Below are 18,004 nucleotides of genomic sequence, written 5' to 3'. Positions count from 1 at the left end.
ATCTATCTAACGGACTGATGGACGAAGAGAGGCGGCATTTTATGCCGGGAACTTGAATGGGTACAGTGCGAAGAGGGGGCCAGCCGGGCTGGCCCCCGAGGGATCAGTGTTTGACCAGGTAGAGCTGGCGGCTGTAGGCCACGTCTTCCGGGTTGTTGATGGGATAGCCCTTGAGCCAGGGCTTGATCAGACGGGCGTTGGTGTACTGGTAGATGGGGGCGATCGGCGCCTCCTCCTGCAATATGGTCTCGGCCTCGTCGAACAGGCGTGCCCGCTCGGCGGGATCCTGGCTGCTGGCCGCCCGGGTCAGCAGGGCGTCGTAACCGGGATTGGCGAAGCGGGCCATGTTGCCGCTGTGGTGGGTTCCCCACAGACCGAGGAAGGCGGAAGGGTCGTTGTAATCGGCGACCCAGGAGGAGCGGATCACCTCGAACTGGCCGCTCTGGCGGCTGTCGAGGTAGGTTTTCCACTCCTGATTGGTGAGCTCGACCCGGGCCCCCAGCTTCTGCTTCCACAGGTTGGCGATGGCCAGCGCCATCTTCTTGTGAATTTCAGCCGTGTTGTAGAGCAGGGTGAGCTTGAGGGGCTTGTCCGGGCCATAGCCCGCCTCTGTCAGCAGCGTCCTGGCCTTCTCGTCCAGTGCCTGCTGGCTGCTGGTGGAGAGCAGGTTGGGCTTGGGGACGAACCCGGCGGTCACATCCGGGGTGAAGTGGTAGGCGGGTTTTTCCCCCGTGCCCAGCACCTTGTCGGCGATGAGCGCCCGATCGATGGTGTAAGAGAGCGCCTGACGCACCCGCACGTCGTTCAGGGGAGCCCTCTGGGTGTTGAAGGCATAGTAATAGGTGCCGAGCTGCTCCGGGGTATAAACCTCCCCCGGGATCTGCTTCATCAGCTTCTGGTACTGCTCCTTGGGGAAGGATTCGGTGATGTGCAGATCCCCCGCCAGATAGCGGTTGGTGGCGGCACTCTCCTGATTGATGGGGACGAAGGTGACCCGGGTCAGCACCGTATGGGCGCGATCCCAGTAATAGGGGTTCGGGGTCAGCTCCAGCTTCTCGTTCACCACCCTGTGGCTCAGGACGAAGGCGCCGTTGCCGACCAGCTTGCCCGGCTGGGTCCACTGGTTGCCATATTGCTCCATGCTGGCCCTGTGCAGGGGGGAGAGGCTGGGGTGGGTCAGCAGGCTCAGGAAGTAGGGCACCGGCTGGGAGAGCGTCACCTGCAGGGTGTGGTCATCCAGGGCTTGCACCCCGAGCGCCTCGGGAGGCAGCTTGCCCTCGACTATCTCGTCCACCTTGTCGAAGTGGGCCAGCTGGGCAAACCAGGCGAAGGTGGCCGCCTCTTCGGGATCCACCAGCTTGCGCCAGCCATAGACGAAGTCGCTGGCGCGTACCGGATCCCCGTTGGACCAGCGGGCATCCGGCCGCAGATGGAATGTGAATTTCTGGTTCCCCTCGTTATCCCAGCGAGATGCCACACCGGGCAGCACCTTGCCGTCCGCCCCCTGGGTCAAGAGCCCCTCATAGAGATCTCTGAGCACTTGCAGCTCGGGCAGCCCGACCAGCTTGAGCGGGCTCAGGCTGGCCGGTTCGTCCTTGAGATGACGCACGACGGCCTGTTCGGCGGCGAGTTGGGTACCGGCCGGCACATCGGCGGCCTGGACACAGACACAGCCCAGCAGGGCCAGCAGGGGGCTCCATCCTTTCATGGCGAATCCTTCAAATTGTGTGAAGCGAGGAGAAAACTCGGCGAGAATTCATCGCCGGCAGACGGGGAATCATGATATCCCCTTTGCTGGTCAGACCGCCAGCGTGAGTCCCATGATATCCGGGGCTGCAACCCTATGTACGCCCGCCCGAGCGCGGGCAAGAGGAGCAAACGATGAGAGTATGGATGTTATTGGCCTGTGTGCTGAGCCAGGGTGCCTGGGCTCTGGCCCCTTGCGAGAAGACCAGCCAGGTGGGGAGCTGGTGCGAGGTGAGCATAGATCAACTGCATCCGACTCAGGGCGGGGTGGGGCAGTTGCAGGTCGACACCACTGTGGCTGAACTGGCGGACAAGAGCGAGAAGCAACTCGACAAGCTGATGAAAAAGAAAGAGATCCCCGTGGTCATCGCCCCCGATGGCGGCTACTGGCTGGTGGACAGGCACCACCTGACCAAGGCGCTGTGGCAACAGGGGGTGAAGGAGGCGAGGGTCAAGGTGATCGCCCGCTTGCAGGACAGGGCCAGTTTCTGGAGCCAGATGCAGAACAACCATTGGGCCTGGCTCAAGGATGAGCGGGGCCAGCCGCTCACCCCGGAACAGCTGCCCGGGCACATCAGGGATCTGCCGGATTATCCCTACCGCACCCTGGCGGGCCTGCTGCAGGATGCGGGCTACTTCAGCAAGCAGGATCAGGTCTACTTCGTCGAGTTCGCCTGGGCCAGCTGGCTCGGCCAGCAGATGGCGTGGCAGCCGGTCAATGCCGCCAATCTGGCGGATCGCCTCGCCGAGGCCAAGCGGCTGGCCTGCAACAGCAAGGCCAGTGCCCTGCCCGGCTATCCCGGCAAGCAGTGTCGCCTCAACCCGCCACGCAGTGGCAGCTGACGCGGGAGAAAAAAGGGGCGCCCAGGCGCCCCCTCGTCACAATCCCTGGCAGGCCCCTTGCCAGCGGGCGGCGGCCTGTTCCAGCAGGGCCACCTCTCCTTGCTGGATCAGCGGCAGCAGGGCCTGCACCTTGTCATCCGGCCAATCCCACCAGGCGAGCGCCTGCAGCCGGGCAATATCATCGTCGCCAAAGCGCATCCGCACCACCCTGGCCGGGGTACCCGCCACCATGGCATAGGGCGGCACATCCTGATTGACCAGGGCCCGGGCGGCTATGATGGCGCCATCCCCTATGGTGACGCCCGGCATTATCATGGCTTCCATGCCGATCCAGACGTCATTGCCGATGCGGGTATCGCCCGCGGGTCTGTAGCTGCGCTTGAGCGCCGCCACCTCGGCGAACGGATAGGTGCTGATAAAGGCCGGGTTGTGGGTGTGGTTGCCCCCCATGATGATCTTCACCCCGGCGGCTATTTGCACGTAGTCGCCGAGATGGAGCCTGTCTATGTGCCAGAGCGGCTCCCAGCCGGTGTCGGCTGAGCGGCTCCAGCTGTCGCCGTGCAGGTAGCGCACGGCTTCCTCTTCGAAAGGGCCGTCCCAGGCCCCCGAGTAGTAGCTGTGTCGCCCCTTGAGGCAGATGTTGGGATTGGTCACCGTCAGGTGCAGGTATTCGACCTGCGACCAATGTTGGCAGATGGTCATGGCTATGTTCCTCGTTGAATGGATAGGTATTGGATGCGCGGTTCGGCGCAGCTAATAGATCCAGACCAGCAGGCGGGGCACGCACAGGGTGGAGCAGCCCAGCGCCTGGGATGAACGGGGTCGTTGCATGAGGAAGGGCTCCCGACAGAAGAGGCCAGATGGTAAGGGATGGGGAGGGCGATGCCAAGGAGCAGGGGGGGAGGAGTTGGTCAAAACCTGCACAAAGGGTCTGGTTGATATTTATTCTCGATTAGCCATGATACAGGCTCCACTCGTATCGGCAGGAGAGAGGACAATGACGAATCAGAACTGGCAGCGTTACATGCTGGAGGCGGAGAATGCCCTTGGCATGGGGGCACTGGGCACGGCCATCTGCCTCTATCAGCAGGCCCTGGGGGAGGTGTATGAGCTGGCGTCCGGGGATCTGGACGAACTGGCCAGCATGCGGGTCGCCACCTGTCACCGCATGGCCGACTTCTGGCGCGCCATGGAAGAGCCCGCCTATGAGCTGCGCTACCTCAAGCTCGCCTCCGAGCTGGTCACCGCCCTGGTGCCCCAGTGCCCGAATCGGGAGTGCGAGTCTCTCATCAGCGAGCTGGGCTGCTGCCGCGCCGCCCTGCTCTCCTTCTTGAAGCGCCACCCCAACCCCGAGATCGCCAGGTTGATCCAGGTGCAGGACAAGGTGCAGGGCTGCGAGTTGATAGGCCGCTTCCGCCTCAACTAGCGGTTGTGCGCCCGAGCCGCCGTGCGATGCGGTTCTGGGCTTCCTCCCCTTGCAGGGCGAGGGAGAAGGCGCGGGCCTCCAGATCGATGACGAAATGCACCGCCTGCCTGAGCTCCTGCTTGAGCAGCGCCTTGCTCTTTAGCAGGGCCTTGGGCGCTTTGGCCGCGAGCTTCACCCCCTGGGCCCGGGCGAAGGGGAGCAGCTCCTCCACCGCCAGCACCCGGTTGGCCAGCCCGAGCCGTAGCGCCTCCCCGGCGTCTATGGCCTCCGCCAGCAACAGCAGCTCAGCTGCCTTCAGGTGGCCCACGGCGCGGGGCAGCAAGAGGCTTGAGGCAAACTCCGGCACCAGCCCCAGCTCGACGAAGGGCAGTTGCAGCCGGGCGTTCTCTCCCAGATAGACCAGATCGCAGTGCAGCAGCAGTGTGGTGCCTATGCCCACCGCCGGGCCGCCCACGGCGGCGATCACCGGCTTGGTGAAGTCGGCCAGGGTGTGGAGGAACTGCAAGATGGGGTCATCCGCTTCCAGACTGCTCTTGCCCATGAAGTCCGCGAGATCATTGCCTGCGGTGAAGCACTCCTGCTGCCCTTGCAGCAACACCACATGCACGCTCTCGTCCAGGGCGGCCTGCTGAAAGGCCAGGGTGAGGGCCAGGTACATCTCGGTGTTGAGGGCATTGCGCTTGTCCGGCCGGTTGAGGGTCAGGAGGAGCAAGCCATCCTGCTGCTCGGCCAGAATTGTGAGGGCCATGTCTGAATCCTTGTGTTCGGGGGCTGCCAAAAGCTTGCCACAGGGGTAAGCTTTGCTTCGTTTAACAACATCATAAAAGGATTTCAACCATGTTTAAACGTGCGTTTTATTCCAGCCTGGCCCTGCTCCTGGCTGCTCCCGCACTGGCCAAGGTCGAGGCCGTCGACGGTTATGTGCGCCTGCTCCCCCCGGGGTCGCCCAACACGGCGGCCTTCATGGTGCTCAAGAATGACGCGGACAAACCTGTGACCCTGACTGCGGCAGCCTCCTCTGACGCGGGCCGTGCCGAGCTGCACACCCATCTGCACGAGAACGGCGTCATGAAGATGCGCCAGGTGGAGAGCATCGAAATCCCGGCCAGGGGGGAAGCCGTCCTCAAACCCGGCAGCCTCCACATCATGCTGTTCGAGGTGGGGGCTCTCTCAGAGGACAAACCCTTCCCCCTGACCCTGACCCTGGACGATGGTCAAACCCTGAGCCTGAGCCTGCCGGTGAAGCCGGTCGAGCCGATGAAGGGCATGCAGCACTGACATTAATGGACGCTTGTTCAGCTTTTTACTCTAGGTATTCCTTGCTCACCGGGTAAAATGATGGTCTTTCCAGTCCATAATGGAGCTATGTAATGAAGAAGACCCTGATTGCCGGCACCCTGATTGCCCTGTTCAGCCATGCAGCCATGGCCGCCGATGACTGGCGTTTCGCGGCGGGTGCCGATATGTGGAACTCCCAGGGGGGCGGCCAGGTCAGCGGCGTCGGTGCCGATGGCAGCTACGACGACAACTACAACTGGAGCGGCTACCTGCAACTGGAACACGGCATCTTCCTGCTGCCGAACGCCAAGTTCGAGATGTCCGATTTCAGCACCAGCGGCGGCTCCTTCAGCAACGATCTGCTGGCCTATGATCTGAGCCTCTACTACCGCCTGATGAACAACGACCTGTTCCAGCTCGATCTGGGTCTGACCGGTCGTCGCTACGATGGCGACTTCAACACCCAGCACTACTCCTACGACAAGGACGTGCTGATGGCCTACACCGGTGGTGAAGTGCGCATCCCGGGTACCGGCTTTGCCGCCTTTGGTGATCTGCGGGTGCAGGATGCCGACAACTATGACTACCGCCTGGGTGGTTCCTACAAGTTCTCCACAGTGCCGCTCAAGATCCGTGCCGGCTGGCGTGAAGCCGAGATGGACTTCGATCGCGTCGACCAGACCATCGACGGCTGGTTCATCGGTGGCGAATTCACCTTCTAATCTGACGAAGGGTGGCGATGCGCCACTCGGGCGTGTTTGACGGGCAAGGGTGAGGAGGAGAGATAATGGGCCATATCATAGTGACTGGCGCGGGCTCCGGCCTTGGGCGCGCTCTGACAATCGGACTGGTTGAGCGCGGTCATAGAGTCTCCATGATGGGGCGCCGTTATCACAAGTTGCAGGAGCAGGAGCAGCGGCTCGGCAGCGCCGTGGTCGGCATCGCCGCCGATCTGGCCCACCACGAAGAGGTGGAGATGGCCTTCGGGGCCGCCGTGGCCTGGGGCGGCTTGCCTTCCCTTGTGATCCACTGTGCCGGCGTCGGGGAATTCGGCCCTGTCGGTGTCTACACCGCCGAGCAGGTGCGCCGGGTGGTGGAGAGCAATCTCGTCTCTACCATACTGGTGGCCCAGCAGACGGTGCGCCTCATCGGCGAACAAGGCGGGGTGCTGGCCAATGTGCTGTCCTCCGCTGCCCAGACCGGCAAGGCCAACGAGAGCCTCTACTGCGCCTCCAAATGGGGGATGCGCGGCTTTCTGGAGTCCCTGCGGGCCGAGCTCAAGGGCTCGCCCCTGCGGCTGGTGAACCTCTACCCGAGCGGGATCCGCAGCGAATTCTGGGACAACTCGGACCATGTGGACCCGAGCAGCTTCATGACACCGGAAGACGCGGCGGCCTACATGCTGGATGCACTGGAGGCGAGAAGCAGCTGCCACGTGACCGATCTCTTTATCGGTCGCAACGCCTGAGGCAGTGTCCTGCCATCCGGCTCCCGTCGTTCACGAAAGCAGAAACAAAAAGCGCGCCATCAGGCGCGCTTTTTTATGGTGGCAAGGGAGTGGAATTAACGGCCCAGCTTGGCCTTGAGCATGGCGATAATCTCTTTGATCACTACTGCCTGCTTCTCGCCGGTGCGGCGGCATTTGTACCCCACCACGCCGTTGTCCAGGCTGCGATCGCCGATGCTCTGGGGCATCGCCAGCGGGATATGGGTAATATGTCGTGCAATGGGATGTGGGAATGATTGATATATTTTAAGGCCGGCATTGTAATGTATTAATTAAGGTTGGCATTATCAAGGTGTAAAAATAAACGTTTAGAGTGAAATGACAAAAGCACCTGTTTTTATAATGCGTTATCGCAACTTACCACTCCAACATTTAATGTTTCATCCAGCCCCATACGGAATCATATTTAAATTCTGGTGGGGTTAATCGTACCTGAGTGAATCATTTTTTAGTCGCATATCCCTGCAGGAAAGACTGAACTGCATGCTTTGATTTTTTACCAAGGGTTAGCAGCAATTCAAAATCAGGGTTGAAAATGCCATGCCGGCACTCTAATTCCTTTAACAGAGCGAGCCACAGATGCGCCGTCACTTCAGCATCGGCCAAGGCGCGGTGAAATACCCCGTCATTGGGTAAATTCTGGTATTGCACCAAGGTAGCCAATTTATGGTTCGGCGCCTCGGGGAATAACCGTCTCGACAGCAGCAAGGAGCAGGCGAACTGCCCAGGATAGTGCGCCGACAGTCGCTCTATTTCAGCATCCAGAAAGCGCTTGTCGAAGGAGGCATTATGGGCAACCAGATTATCATCACCGATAAACTCGACGAAGTCCGCCATCACCTCGCCGCAAGGTGGCGCCTGTTTCAGCATGGCATTGCTGATCCCGGTATATTGCTCAATAAAGCTGCTTACGTTAAAGCCAGGATTCATCAACGCCGAAAAACGTTCACTGATGTGGCCGTTTTCAATCCGGACGGCGCCAATTTCGATCGCTCTATCACCTTGTCCTGGTGAGAGCCCGGTAGTCTCGAAATCGAGCACGACGACGGTATTGGCTAAGGCAGTGGACATAATCTCTCGGGCAATCTGGATAAAGAACGTCAGTCTAGAAAATCTGCTACTTCATGTACAGCGCAATATCGAGATGCTGCTGGACCCTTGCTTTTGTGATGAACAGCAGAGACAGGCAACATATAAAAAGCCCCGAGTGCAATTCACACCCGGGGCCTTTTTATCGAAAACGAAAAGCAGAATTAGCAGGCGCTATTAGCGACCCAGCTTGGCCTTGAGCATGGCGATGATGTCGCCAATGGCCACTTCCTGCTTCTCGCCGGTGCGGCGGCACTTGTACTCCACCACGCCGTTGTCCAGACCCCGGTCGCCGATGACGATGGCGTGCGGGATACCGATCAGCTCCATGTCGGCGAACATCACGCCCGGACGCTCTTTACGGTCGTCGAACAAGACGTCCACACCGGCGGCTTTCAGCTCGGCGTAGAACTGCTGCGCCTGCTCGGCGACGCGCTCGGACTTGTGCATGTTCATCGGCACTATGGCCACTTCGAACGGGGCTATGGCTTCCGGCCAGATGATGCCGTACTGGTCGTTGTTCTGCTCGATGGCGGCCGCCACCAGACGGGACACACCTATGCCGTAGCAACCCATCTCCATGGTGACGGACTTGCCGCCCTCGTTCAGCACGCTGGCCTTCATGGCTTCGGAGTACTTGGTACCCAGCTGGAAGATGTGGCCCACTTCGATACCGCGCTTGAGCAGCAGCTTGCCCTGGCCGCAGGGGCTGGGGTCGCCTTCCACCACGTTGCGCAGGTCGGCCACTTCATAAGTGGCGATGTCGCGATCCCAGTTGGCACCGGTCAGGTGGAAGCCGGTCTCGTTGGCACCGCAGACAAAATCGGCAAGATGGGCGGCGCTGCGATCGGCAATGATGCGACCGGCAAAGCCGACCGGGCCTATGGAACCTGCATCGCAACCGGCGGCAGCCTTGATCTGCTCGTCATTGGCGAAGGTCAGCGGGTTAGCCACGCCAGGGAGCTTCTCGGCCTTGATCTCGTTCAGCTCGTGGTCGCCACGCAGTACCAGGGCGATGACAGCCTGCTTGCCGTGCTCATCCGCTTCCGCCAGTACCAGCAGGGTCTTGGCGATGGCGGTCGGGGCCACGGCCAGGAAGGCGGCCACTTCGTCTATGGTGTGCACCGCCGGGGTGGCAACCTTGGTCAGAGCTTTGGTTGCGGCAGCGCGCTCGCCAACGGGTGCCAGGGCTTCGGCCATCTCGATGTTGGCGGCGTAATCTGATGTATCGGAGAAGGCGATCAAGTCTTCACCGCTCTCGGCCAGCACCTGGAATTCGTGGGAGCCAGTACCGCCGATGGAGCCGGTATCGGCCTGCACCGGACGGAAGTTCAGACCCATGCGGGTGAAGGCGGCGCAGTAGGCGGCGTGCATCTTCTCGTAGGTCTCGATCAGCGAGGCCTTGTCGATGTGGAAGGAGTAGGCATCCTTCATCAGGAACTCGCGACCGCGCATCACGCCGAAACGGGGACGCACCTCGTCACGGAACTTGGTCTGGATCTGGTAGAGGTTGAGCGGCAGCTGCTTGTAGCTGTTCACTTCGTAACGGACCAGGGCGGTGATCACCTCTTCGTGGGTCGGGCCCAGCACGAAGGGGCGGTTGTGGCGGTCGGTCAGGCGGCACAGCTCGGGACCGTAGTCATCCCAGCGGCCGGACTCCTGCCACAGCTCGGCGGGTTGCACCACCGGCATGGAGACTTCGATGGCACCAGCATTGTTCATCTCTTCGCGAACAATGTTCTCGATCTTTTTCAGTACCCGCAGACCGGTTGGCAGCCAGGCGTACATGCCGGAGGCCAGTTTACGGATCATCCCGGCGCGCAGCATCAGCTGGTGGCTGATGACTTCAGCGTCGGAGGGGGTTTCCTTGAGAGTGGAAAGCAGATATTGGCTGGTACGCATCGCGGTAGACCTTAGCTAGAACGGGCGCGGGGCCCTGGAAAATTTCAAGTGCGGAATTTTAACAGGCCGGGCGTTGCTGCCCAAGGGCTAAATTTGCACAGCGGGAGAAAGCGGGGGCGGGCCCCCGCCTGCGCTAGACCCGAAACTGTGACAGCAGTCGCTGCTGCTGCAAGCTGGCCTGATGGAGGGAGGAGGCGAGCTGCAGGCACTCCTGCGCCTCCTGCTCACCGGTCTGGGCCTGCAGGCTGATGTCCGAGACCTTGTCGGTGGTGTGGCTCAGGGTGTGGGAGAGCTGGCTGGTGGCATCCGCTACCTGTTGCACCATGTCCGCCAACTGGTCGATGGCCTCCTCTACCTTGAACAGGATCTGCCTGGTGTTGTCGGAATCCGCCATGCCTGATTCCACGGTTTTCAGGTTGCGTTGCATCATCAGATAGGCCTGTTCGGTCTGCTGCTGGATGCTGCTGATCACCTCGGTTATCTCGGCGCTGGAGGCGGCGGTGCGGTTGGCCAGGGTGCGCACCTCGTCGGCCACCACGGCAAAACCGCGACCCATCTCACCAGCCCGGGCGGCCTCGATGGCGGCGTTGAGGGCCAGCAGGTTGGTTTGCTCCGAGATGTTGCTGATGGTGGAGATGATCTGGCCAATCTGGCCAGCCTGCTCCTTGAGGGCATTGATGGCGGTGGCGCACTCGCCCACTTCCACCACCACGCGCTGCATGCCGTTGCTGGCGGAGGTCACGTACTGACTGCTTTCTGCGGTGAGCTGGCGGACTTCGTTGGCATTGTGCGCGGCCAGGCCGCAGTTGTCAGAGATAGAGGTGGCGACCCGCACCATCTGCTCGCTGTCATGGTGTAGCGCCTGGGCATGCTTGGCGGTTTGACGGCTGCTCTGGCTGATGGCCTCGACCCGGTTGACCGAGGTGTGCACGTGCTGGTTGATGTGCTGGTTGTTGTCCATGGTGGCGCTGATCATCTGCTGCAGTTTCTCGATGAAGCGATCCACGCTGCCGGCCAGCGAGCCCAGCTCGTCGTTTCGCTTGAGGTTGATGCGGGCATTGAGATCCCCATCGCCCGCGGCTATGTCCTGCATGCGCCGGTCAACCTGCAACAGGGGGCGGACTATGGTGCGCACCAGCCAGATGCCGCAGAGGGCGACGATCAGCAGGCTCAACACCAGGGCGCCCAGGATCAGGTTCCTGGTATGGCCGATGATGGTATTGAGTTGATTTACCTGATCCTCGACAGTGGCATCCCCCTTGGCCTCGACTTCGACCAGCGCCTGCTTGAGCTGTTCGGCACTGCTGTCGTAACGAGCCAGCTGGCTCTGGTAATCGGTCAGGGCGGAGATCCATTCACGGTTAAGGCGGGTGTTGTCGGCCAGCAGGGCGCGATACTGGGTGGCGAGGGATTGGCCGGCGAACTCCCCTTCACCGGGCACATCGAACAGGCCGGTCGCCAGCATGCCGTCGACCGCCTCCTGGTAGAAGCGGGTGGCCTCGGCCAGTTCGGCCTGGATGGCGGGGGTGGGGCCTTCACTCTGCATCTTCTCCAGGGCATAGAGCTGACGCAGGAAACCTATGTTGGCCTCCATACCGCCGTCGGCCGCCTGCCAGCGGGTGGCGAGGCCGCCATTCCAGCTGATGGCCTCATCCGGTGACCGGGTGAGGCTCTCCACCGCGCCATCACCGATCACTTCCAGCTGGGTCGAGAGGCGTGACATGCGCTCCGAGCTGGCGCGCAGCGCCCGATCAACACCGGTAAAGGTGCGGTAGAGCGTCAGCAGTTTTTCCTGCTGTTGCTGATAGGCCTGCTCATGCAAGTTCAGGGTGCCGAGCGCAGTCGCATCGATGAGCTTGCCTTGCTCCACCCGTCGCAAGGCGTCGGTGGCCGCCTGTCTGGCCCGTTGCAGCTCGGGCTCGTCAAGGGGCATGCCTCTGAGCATTTTCTGGATATAGAGCGACTGATTGCCCAGCTCGATGGATCCCTCCATGGCGCCATCGGCCGTTTGCCAGGCGGCACCCAGCACATAGGAGAGCAAATCGGCCAGCCGCTGGCTGCCATACCAGCCGATCACCCCCATGCCCAGTGTGCAGCCGAGCAAGATAGTGAGCCCAAGATTCGATGTCGTGACAATTTTCATGATGCAGGACCTTCCCTGGTTCCGAACAAGCCCACTGAGTGTTCGCTCAATGGCCAAGATGCGCCATTCCCGGTGGGAAATAAAGTGACTGCCCATATCTGCGCAGAGAGTATCAGGGTAGACAGCCTCCCTTGCTGTCCTCCATGGCCCTATGCTGGATACTTATCCAGTTATTCTTTATGCTATGACCCAATTTGCAAGAGTCTGCGTGGCGAGGAAGAGAACATGATCGGTCGCTTGAGAGGCGTCATCATCGAGAAACAACCCCCTGAGGTGCTGATCGAAGTGGGGGGCCTGGGTTATGAAGTGCACATGCCCATGAGCTGCTTCTATGATCTGCCCGAGCTCGGGAAGGAAGCTGTCATTCACACCCACTTCGTGGTGCGCGAAGATGCCCAGCTGCTCTATGGCTTCAACCACAAGCAGGAGCGGGCGCTGTTTCGCGAGCTGATCAAGACCAACGGGGTCGGCCCCAAACTGGCGCTGGCCATCCTCTCCGGCATGACGGCCACCCAGTTCGTGATGAGCGTCGAGCGCGAGGAGATAAGCTCTCTGGTCAAGCTGCCCGGCGTGGGCAAGAAGACCGCCGAGCGGCTGGTGGTGGAGATGAAGGACCGCCTCAAGGGTTGGGTCAGCCACGATCTCTTCTCCCCTGCCGCCATCAGCCTGCCCGCCCAGGAGAGCCAGCTGCGCGCCCCCGATGCCAGTGAAGAGGCAGCCAGCGCCTTGGTTGCGCTCGGTTACAAGCCGCAGCAGGCGAGCCAGATCGTGGCCAAGGTGGCCAGCGAGGGCATGTCGGTGGAAGCCATCATCCGTGAATCCCTGCGCAGCCTGGTGTGAGGATGACAATGAAGCAAGCGGACCATCCCGGGTCACTCTACTGTGACCACGGGGATGCAGAGCGTGAGGTAGTGCATGATTGAAGCGGATCGTCTCATCTCGGCCGGTGCCGCCCGCGAGGACGAGGTCATCGACAGGGCCATCCGGCCCAAGAAGCTGGCGGATTACACCGGGCAGGATCATGTCTGCGACCAGATGGAGATCTTCATCGAGGCCGCCCGCCAGCGCGGGGAGGCCCTGGATCACCTGCTGATCTTCGGCCCGCCGGGGCTCGGCAAGACCACGCTGGCCAACATAGTGGCCAACGAGATGGGGGTCAACATCAAGACCACCTCGGGCCCCGTGCTGGAGAAGGCGGGGGATCTCGCCGCGCTGCTCACCAACCTCGAACCGAACGATGTGCTCTTCATCGACGAAATCCACCGCCTCAGCCCTGTGGTGGAGGAGGTGCTCTATCCGGCCATGGAGGATTACCAGCTCGACATCATGATAGGAGAGGGGCCTGCCGCCCGCTCCATCAAGCTCGATCTGCCTCCCTTCACCCTGATCGGGGCCACCACCCGGGCCGGCTCCCTGACCAGCCCCTTGCGTGACCGTTTCGGGATAGTCCAACGTCTCGAGTTCTACAACGTCAAGGATCTCACCGACATCGTCTCCCGCAGCGCCCGCTGCCTCGGGCTCGACATGTCGGGGGACGGTGCGCTGGAGGTGGCTCGCCGCTCCCGGGGGACCCCGCGGATTGCTAACCGTCTGTTAAGACGGGTGCGGGATTTCGCCCAGGTGAAATCCGATGGCCGCATTGATGGACCCATAGCGGCCCGTGCCATGGACATGCTGGATGTGGACAACGAGGGGTTCGACTTCATGGACCGCAAGCTATTGTTGGCCGTCATCGACAAGTTTATGGGGGGCCCCGTGGGGCTCGACAACCTGGCCGCCGCCATAGGGGAAGAGAAGGACACCATAGAGGACGTGCTGGAGCCTTATCTGATCCAGCAAGGCTATCTGCAACGTACACCCAGAGGGCGGATCGCGACACCGAGAGCTTATGCGCACTTTGGCCTGCAACGGCCAGATGAGCAGTAAAAGCAGCCTTTGAACGACAAACCGCCCCCAAGGGCGGTTTTTTATTATCCGGGCAAAAAAAAGCCCACGGCGGATGCGGTGGGCAAAGACAATTCAGGATGGATGTTCACAGACAGTGAGTGCGTCTGCAGACCGGTCGGGAAAACACAAAGGAGCCGTCGCGAGGCCTCAGAGTCGGTTCATTTGATAGAGTTGAACGAACGAAAGCTTGTAGTAACGGATGGTCTTGGCAACAAACTTTTTCATCATTAATCCCAACAAACAGGTTCGAAATGTTCATCGAATACGTACCGGGAACCCGGAATGACCGGCCTGTATCCAGAGGTGTGCCCTCACTGCGAGGCGCATTGTAGGAGCTCTTGCCGGGCCGGACAAACAAGAAAATCTATGTGTTTCGGATTAGATAAATTAATGATTTTGTGAGGCGGGCCAATCCGCATAAACATGTGTTTTTGCTGGTTTTAAATTGATTTCATGATGGCCTGCATCATTCTTGAAATACCGGATTGATAAGGATGAGCCTGCTCATCTCGTCTATTTGTTTAACAGAATTGAAACTATTTTGACGAGAGTTAAAATTGATTTAAATCAAGTATTTACGGTTTAATGTTTTTTGTGAGCAAGCTCCCAAAATTAATGGGAAACGGCTTGTAAGTTGCCTTGAAAAGGCATGTATTGATGATGGGTTTACATTGATTTCAATCAAATAAAGATGATATAAAACAGCCATCATTATAGGCGAGAATAGAACTGCAGTTAATGTTTACCAGATGTTAAACATTAGCTTTTTTTGTTCCTCTATATTGCCTTGTTGTTAATGTGGTGGCAGTCGAATCCGGTCAGTCCGCGAGGGGTGATCGACCATTCGGGGACTTCCAATGGAAGCTTTGTCCTTAAAACTTAAAATAGCCGTGCCAATAATCGGTGAGGAAACATCATGATTGCTGAGCATGTGGTAGACCTATCGCGGTTCCAATTCGCTGCGACGGCCCTTTATCACTTCCTGTTTGTACCCCTGACGCTGGGAATGGCCTTCATTCTGGCGATCATGGAGTCTGTCTATGTGATGACCAACAACACAGTGTACCGGGACATGACCAAGTTCTGGGGCAAGTTGTTTGGTATCAACTTCGCCCTTGGGGTTACCACCGGGCTCACCATGGAGTTTCAGTTCGGTACCAACTGGGCTTACTACTCCCACTATGTCGGTGATATCTTCGGGGCCCCGCTGGCCATCGAAGGCTTGATGGCCTTCTTCCTGGAGTCCACCTTCGTCGGCATGTTCTTCTTCGGTTGGGATCGCCTCACCAAGCGCCAGCATCTGGCGGCAACCTGGCTGATGGCTCTTGGGACCAACCTCTCCGCCCTCTGGATCCTGGTCGCCAACGGCTGGATGCAGAACCCGGTCGGTGCCGAATTCAACTTCGAATCCATGCGGATGGAGATGGTGAGTTTCGCCGAGCTGGTGTTCAACCCGGTTGCTCAGGTCAAGTTCGTCCACACAGTGGCAGCGGGCTACACCACGGGCGCCATGTTCGTGCTGGGCATCTCCTCCTACTACCTGCTGAAGAATCGTGATGTGGCCTTCGCCCGTCGCTCCTTCGCCATCGCGGCCGCGTTCGGCATGGCCTCCATCCTCTCCGTGCTGGTGCTGGGTGACGAGTCCGGCTACGAGACCGGGGAAGTGCAGAAGGTGAAACTGGCGGCCATCGAGGCCGAGTGGAACACTGAGCCGGCACCCGCATCCTTCACCCTGTTCGGCATTCCGAACCAGGAAGAGATGCGCACCGACTACGCCATCAAGATCCCTTACGCCCTCGGCATCATAGCGACCCGTTCCCTGGACGGTCAGGTGACCGGTCTCAAGGATCTGAAGAGCGAGCATGAAGTGCGCGTGCGCAGCGGCATGACCGCCTACGATCTGCTGACCAAGCTGCAATCTGGCGACAAGTCAGACGAGACCCGCGCTCGCTTCGACGAAGTGAAGCAGGATCTGGGCTACGGTCTGCTGCTCAAGCGTTACACCGCCAACGTGACCGACGCGACCGACGATCAGATCAAGGCCGCCGTGGATGACTCCATCCCGCAGGTACTGCCGCTGTTCTTCGCCTTCCGCATCATGGTTGCCTGCGGCATGTTGATGCTGGTGCTGATCGGTCTGGCCTTCTATGACAGCACTCGCCACAAGATCGGTGAGCGCAAGTGGTTGCTCAAGGCGCTGCTGTACGGCATCCCGCTGCCCTGGATCGCCATCGAGGCGGGCTGGTTTGTCGCCGAGTACGGTCGCCAACCCTGGACCATAGCCGAGATGCTGCCGACCTCTGTCTCCGCATCCAATATCCCTGCGTCCGAGATCTGGTTCTCCCTGATCGGGATCTGCCTGTTCTACACCGTACTGCTGATCATCGAGATGTACCTGATGTTCAAGTATGCGCGTCTGGGCCCAAGCAGCCTGAAGACGGGCAAGTACCACTTCGAACAGAGCAAGGCATAAGGAGAGTAACCCATGTTTGATTACGAAATGTTGCGTCTGGTCTGGTGGGTCTTGGTCGGCGTGCTGCTGATCGGCTTCGCCATCACCGACGGCTTCGATATGGGGGTCGGTGCCCTGCTCCCCTTCGTCGGCAAGAAGGATGTGGAGCGTCGGGTGATGCTCAACACCATGGGGCCGCACTGGGAAGGCAACCAGGTCTGGCTGGTCACCGCGGGCGGTGCCCTGTTCGCGGCCTGGCCCATGGTCTATGCGGCGGCCTTCTCCGGCTTCTACATCGCCATGATCCTGACCCTGATGGCGCTCTTCTTCCGTCCGGTCGGCTTCAAGTACCGCTCCCTGCAGGAAGGCGCCCAGTGGCGCACCAGCTGGGACTGGGCGCTGTTCGCCGGTAGTGCCATTCCCCCCGTCATCTTCGGGGTGGCCTTCGGCAACCTGCTGCAAGGGGTTCCCTTCAGCTTCAACCAGTTCCTGATGCTGACCTACCACGGCAACTTCTTCGGCCTGCTCAACCCGTTCGGCCTGCTGGCCGGTCTGGTGAGCCTGTTCATGATAGTGACCCAGGGCGCTGCCTGGCTGATGATGAAGACCGAAGGTGAAGTGCTGGCCCGCTCCCGTACCGCCGCCATGATCTTCTCCCTGCTGACCCTGGTGCTGTTTGCCCTGGCCGGAGTCTGGGTGAGCGGCATGGATGGCTATGTGATCGTGGGCACCGTCGCCACCGACGCCGTCACCAACCCGCTTCACAAGGAAGTGGTGGTGCAGGCCGGTGCCTGGATGCAGAACTACAACCTCTACCCCTGGATGATTGCCGCCCCCGTGCTGGGTCTGGTGATGAGCCTGCTGACCGCGCTTGCGGCCAAGCTGGGCAAGGGCTGGATGGCGTTCCTGTTCTCCTCCCTGGCCATTGCCGGCATCATACTGACCGCGGGCTTCTCCATGTTCCCGTTCGTGATGCCCTCCAGCCTGGAGCCGTCCCAGAGCCTGACCATGTGGGATGCCACCGCCTCCTTCAACACCCTCAAGGTGATGACGGTAGTCGCAGTCGTCTTCGTACCGACAGTGCTGGCTTACACCATCTGGACCTACATCAAGATGTTTGGCCGGGTGAGTAACAAGCACATCGAAGACAACCAACAATCGCTCTACTAAGAAGGTGCCCTGATATGTGGTATTTCACCTGGATCCTGGGGCTGTTGCTGGCCTGTGCGTTTGGGATCATCAATGCGCTCTGGCTGGAGCACACCGAGAACCTGGATCGTCAGATCGATGAAGACAAGTGACAGGCTCGCCCGGCTGGCCGCTCCCCTGGAGCGCCAGCCATGGCAAGGTCTGATGTTGCTGGCGGCGGCCCTGCTGGGCGTCGCCATCTTGCAGGCACCGAATCTGGTGGCTGCCAACACCAGTGACCACGGTCTCTGGCTGGCCCCCTGGCTGATGTGGGCGGTCTGCTGCGGCGTCATGCACGGACTGGGGTTCCACCCCCGCAGCCTGGTTGGCCGCGTGCTGTTTTTCCCCTGGCTCGCCTTGCCAAGCCTGTTGTACGGGCTCTGGCTGACCAGCGGGTATTACCTGCCATAAACACCGAGGGAGGCCAGACATTTTCTGCCTCCCTCTGCTTTTGTACCCCGCAGTGCGGCCGTGGTTTTGCCC

18 protein-coding genes are annotated in these 18,004 nt (G+C 60.3%); 11 read left to right on the top strand and 7 right to left on the bottom strand.

Going from position 1 to position 18,004, the window contains the following annotated elements; translation table 11 throughout:
- Window positions 1-103 precede the first annotated feature (103 nt).
- Entirely contained in the window at window positions 104-1,708 is a 1,605-nt protein-coding gene (locus tag Aeroheme_RS17340) for an ABC transporter substrate-binding protein (RefSeq protein ID WP_411166271.1), read from the bottom strand.
- Between the two features lie 173 nt (window positions 1,709-1,881).
- Here Aeroheme_RS17340 and Aeroheme_RS17335 point away from each other — a divergent pair, with 173 nt between their 5' ends.
- Window positions 1,882-2,589, top strand: coding sequence for a ParB-like protein (locus Aeroheme_RS17335; protein WP_111913657.1), 708 nt, complete (start codon window positions 1,882-1,884; stop codon window positions 2,587-2,589).
- A 36-nt stretch (window positions 2,590-2,625) separates the two neighbouring features.
- Here Aeroheme_RS17335 and Aeroheme_RS17330 read toward each other — a convergent pair whose 3' ends face one another.
- Window positions 2,626-3,291, bottom strand: coding sequence for a CatB-related O-acetyltransferase (locus Aeroheme_RS17330; RefSeq protein WP_163138179.1), 666 nt, complete (start codon window positions 3,289-3,291; stop codon window positions 2,626-2,628).
- 295 nt (window positions 3,292-3,586) lie between these two features.
- On the opposite strand from Aeroheme_RS17330, the gene Aeroheme_RS17325 reads away from it, so the two are divergent.
- Window positions 3,587-4,015, top strand: a complete 429-nt coding sequence (locus tag Aeroheme_RS17325) for a DUF2753 family protein (RefSeq protein WP_106884927.1) — start codon at window positions 3,587-3,589, stop codon at window positions 4,013-4,015.
- On the opposite strand, the gene Aeroheme_RS17320 is transcribed toward Aeroheme_RS17325, so the two are convergent.
- Window positions 4,008-4,763 (bottom strand): enoyl-CoA hydratase-related protein, encoded by a 756-nt coding sequence (locus Aeroheme_RS17320; protein WP_368170111.1) that lies wholly within the window; start codon window positions 4,761-4,763, stop codon window positions 4,008-4,010. The genes Aeroheme_RS17325 and Aeroheme_RS17320 overlap by 8 nt on opposite strands.
- 89 nt (window positions 4,764-4,852) lie before the next feature.
- Here Aeroheme_RS17320 and Aeroheme_RS17315 point away from each other — a divergent pair, with 89 nt between their 5' ends.
- The 3 genes from Aeroheme_RS17315 (at window position 4,853) to Aeroheme_RS17305 (ending at window position 6,761) form a co-directional block, all read left to right on the top strand.
- Complete coding sequence (locus Aeroheme_RS17315; protein WP_368170112.1) at window positions 4,853-5,293, top strand: copper chaperone PCu(A)C; 441 nt, start codon at window positions 4,853-4,855, stop codon at window positions 5,291-5,293.
- 92 nt (window positions 5,294-5,385) lie between these two features.
- A complete protein-coding gene (locus Aeroheme_RS17310; RefSeq protein ID WP_106884924.1) occupies window positions 5,386-6,015 on the top strand; it encodes a TIGR04219 family outer membrane beta-barrel protein in 630 nt (209 codons plus the stop codon).
- A gap of 65 nt (window positions 6,016-6,080) precedes the next feature.
- Complete coding sequence (locus tag Aeroheme_RS17305) at window positions 6,081-6,761, top strand: SDR family oxidoreductase (RefSeq protein ID WP_106884923.1); 681 nt, start codon at window positions 6,081-6,083, stop codon at window positions 6,759-6,761.
- Between the two features lie 95 nt (window positions 6,762-6,856).
- On the opposite strand, the gene Aeroheme_RS17300 is transcribed toward Aeroheme_RS17305, so the two are convergent.
- The 4 genes from Aeroheme_RS17300 to Aeroheme_RS17285 form a co-directional block, all read right to left on the bottom strand.
- Entirely contained in the window at window positions 6,857-6,988 is a 132-nt protein-coding gene (locus Aeroheme_RS17300; protein WP_289986906.1) for a hypothetical protein, read from the bottom strand.
- Window positions 6,989-7,241: 253 nt separating this feature from the next.
- Window positions 7,242-7,871 (bottom strand): PolC-type DNA polymerase III, encoded by a 630-nt coding sequence (locus Aeroheme_RS17295; protein WP_163157928.1) that lies wholly within the window; start codon window positions 7,869-7,871, stop codon window positions 7,242-7,244.
- 195 nt (window positions 7,872-8,066) lie between these two features.
- Window positions 8,067-9,791, bottom strand: coding sequence for a proline--tRNA ligase (locus tag Aeroheme_RS17290; protein ID WP_368170114.1), 1,725 nt, complete (start codon window positions 9,789-9,791; stop codon window positions 8,067-8,069).
- A 133-nt stretch (window positions 9,792-9,924) separates the two neighbouring features.
- Window positions 9,925-11,934 (bottom strand): methyl-accepting chemotaxis protein, encoded by a 2,010-nt coding sequence (locus Aeroheme_RS17285; protein WP_368170115.1) that lies wholly within the window; start codon window positions 11,932-11,934, stop codon window positions 9,925-9,927.
- Between the two features lie 225 nt (window positions 11,935-12,159).
- Here Aeroheme_RS17285 and ruvA point away from each other — a divergent pair, with 225 nt between their 5' ends.
- The 6 genes from ruvA to Aeroheme_RS17255 all read left to right on the top strand — a co-directional run bounded on the left by ruvA (window position 12,160) and on the right by Aeroheme_RS17255 (window position 17,932).
- The gene (gene ruvA / locus Aeroheme_RS17280) at window positions 12,160-12,774 is read left to right on the top strand and encodes a Holliday junction branch migration protein RuvA (protein WP_043128860.1); all 615 of its coding nucleotides are present in this window, start codon (window positions 12,160-12,162) and stop codon (window positions 12,772-12,774) included.
- Window positions 12,775-12,849: 75 nt separating this feature from the next.
- On the top strand, window positions 12,850-13,860 hold the full coding sequence (gene ruvB, locus Aeroheme_RS17275; RefSeq protein ID WP_025325798.1) for a Holliday junction branch migration DNA helicase RuvB: 1,011 nt from the start codon (window positions 12,850-12,852) through the stop codon (window positions 13,858-13,860).
- 937 nt (window positions 13,861-14,797) lie between these two features.
- Window positions 14,798-16,354: a cytochrome ubiquinol oxidase subunit I gene (gene cydA / locus Aeroheme_RS17270; protein ID WP_289981565.1), complete on the top strand. Its 1,557-nt coding sequence runs from the start codon at window positions 14,798-14,800 to the stop codon at window positions 16,352-16,354.
- A gap of 12 nt (window positions 16,355-16,366) precedes the next feature.
- On the top strand, window positions 16,367-17,503 hold the full coding sequence (cydB, locus tag Aeroheme_RS17265; protein WP_163147369.1) for a cytochrome d ubiquinol oxidase subunit II: 1,137 nt from the start codon (window positions 16,367-16,369) through the stop codon (window positions 17,501-17,503).
- Window positions 17,504-17,517: 14 nt separating this feature from the next.
- The gene (cydX, locus tag Aeroheme_RS17260; protein WP_005331536.1) at window positions 17,518-17,634 is read left to right on the top strand and encodes a cytochrome bd-I oxidase subunit CydX; all 117 of its coding nucleotides are present in this window, start codon (window positions 17,518-17,520) and stop codon (window positions 17,632-17,634) included.
- Window positions 17,621-17,932 (top strand): cyd operon YbgE family protein, encoded by a 312-nt coding sequence (locus tag Aeroheme_RS17255; protein ID WP_041204185.1) that lies wholly within the window; start codon window positions 17,621-17,623, stop codon window positions 17,930-17,932. The genes cydX and Aeroheme_RS17255 overlap by 14 nt, the downstream gene beginning before the upstream one ends.
- The last annotated feature ends 72 nt before the right edge of the window (window positions 17,933-18,004 follow it).

Origin of the sequence: Aeromonas sp. DSM 116730 (assembly GCF_046581335.1) — a bacterium.
Taxonomy (GTDB): domain Bacteria; phylum Pseudomonadota; class Gammaproteobacteria; order Enterobacterales; family Aeromonadaceae; genus Aeromonas; species Aeromonas rivipollensis.
Note: the sequence above shows the minus strand (reverse complement) of the source record. Positions and strands in the feature narration are given on the sequence as shown.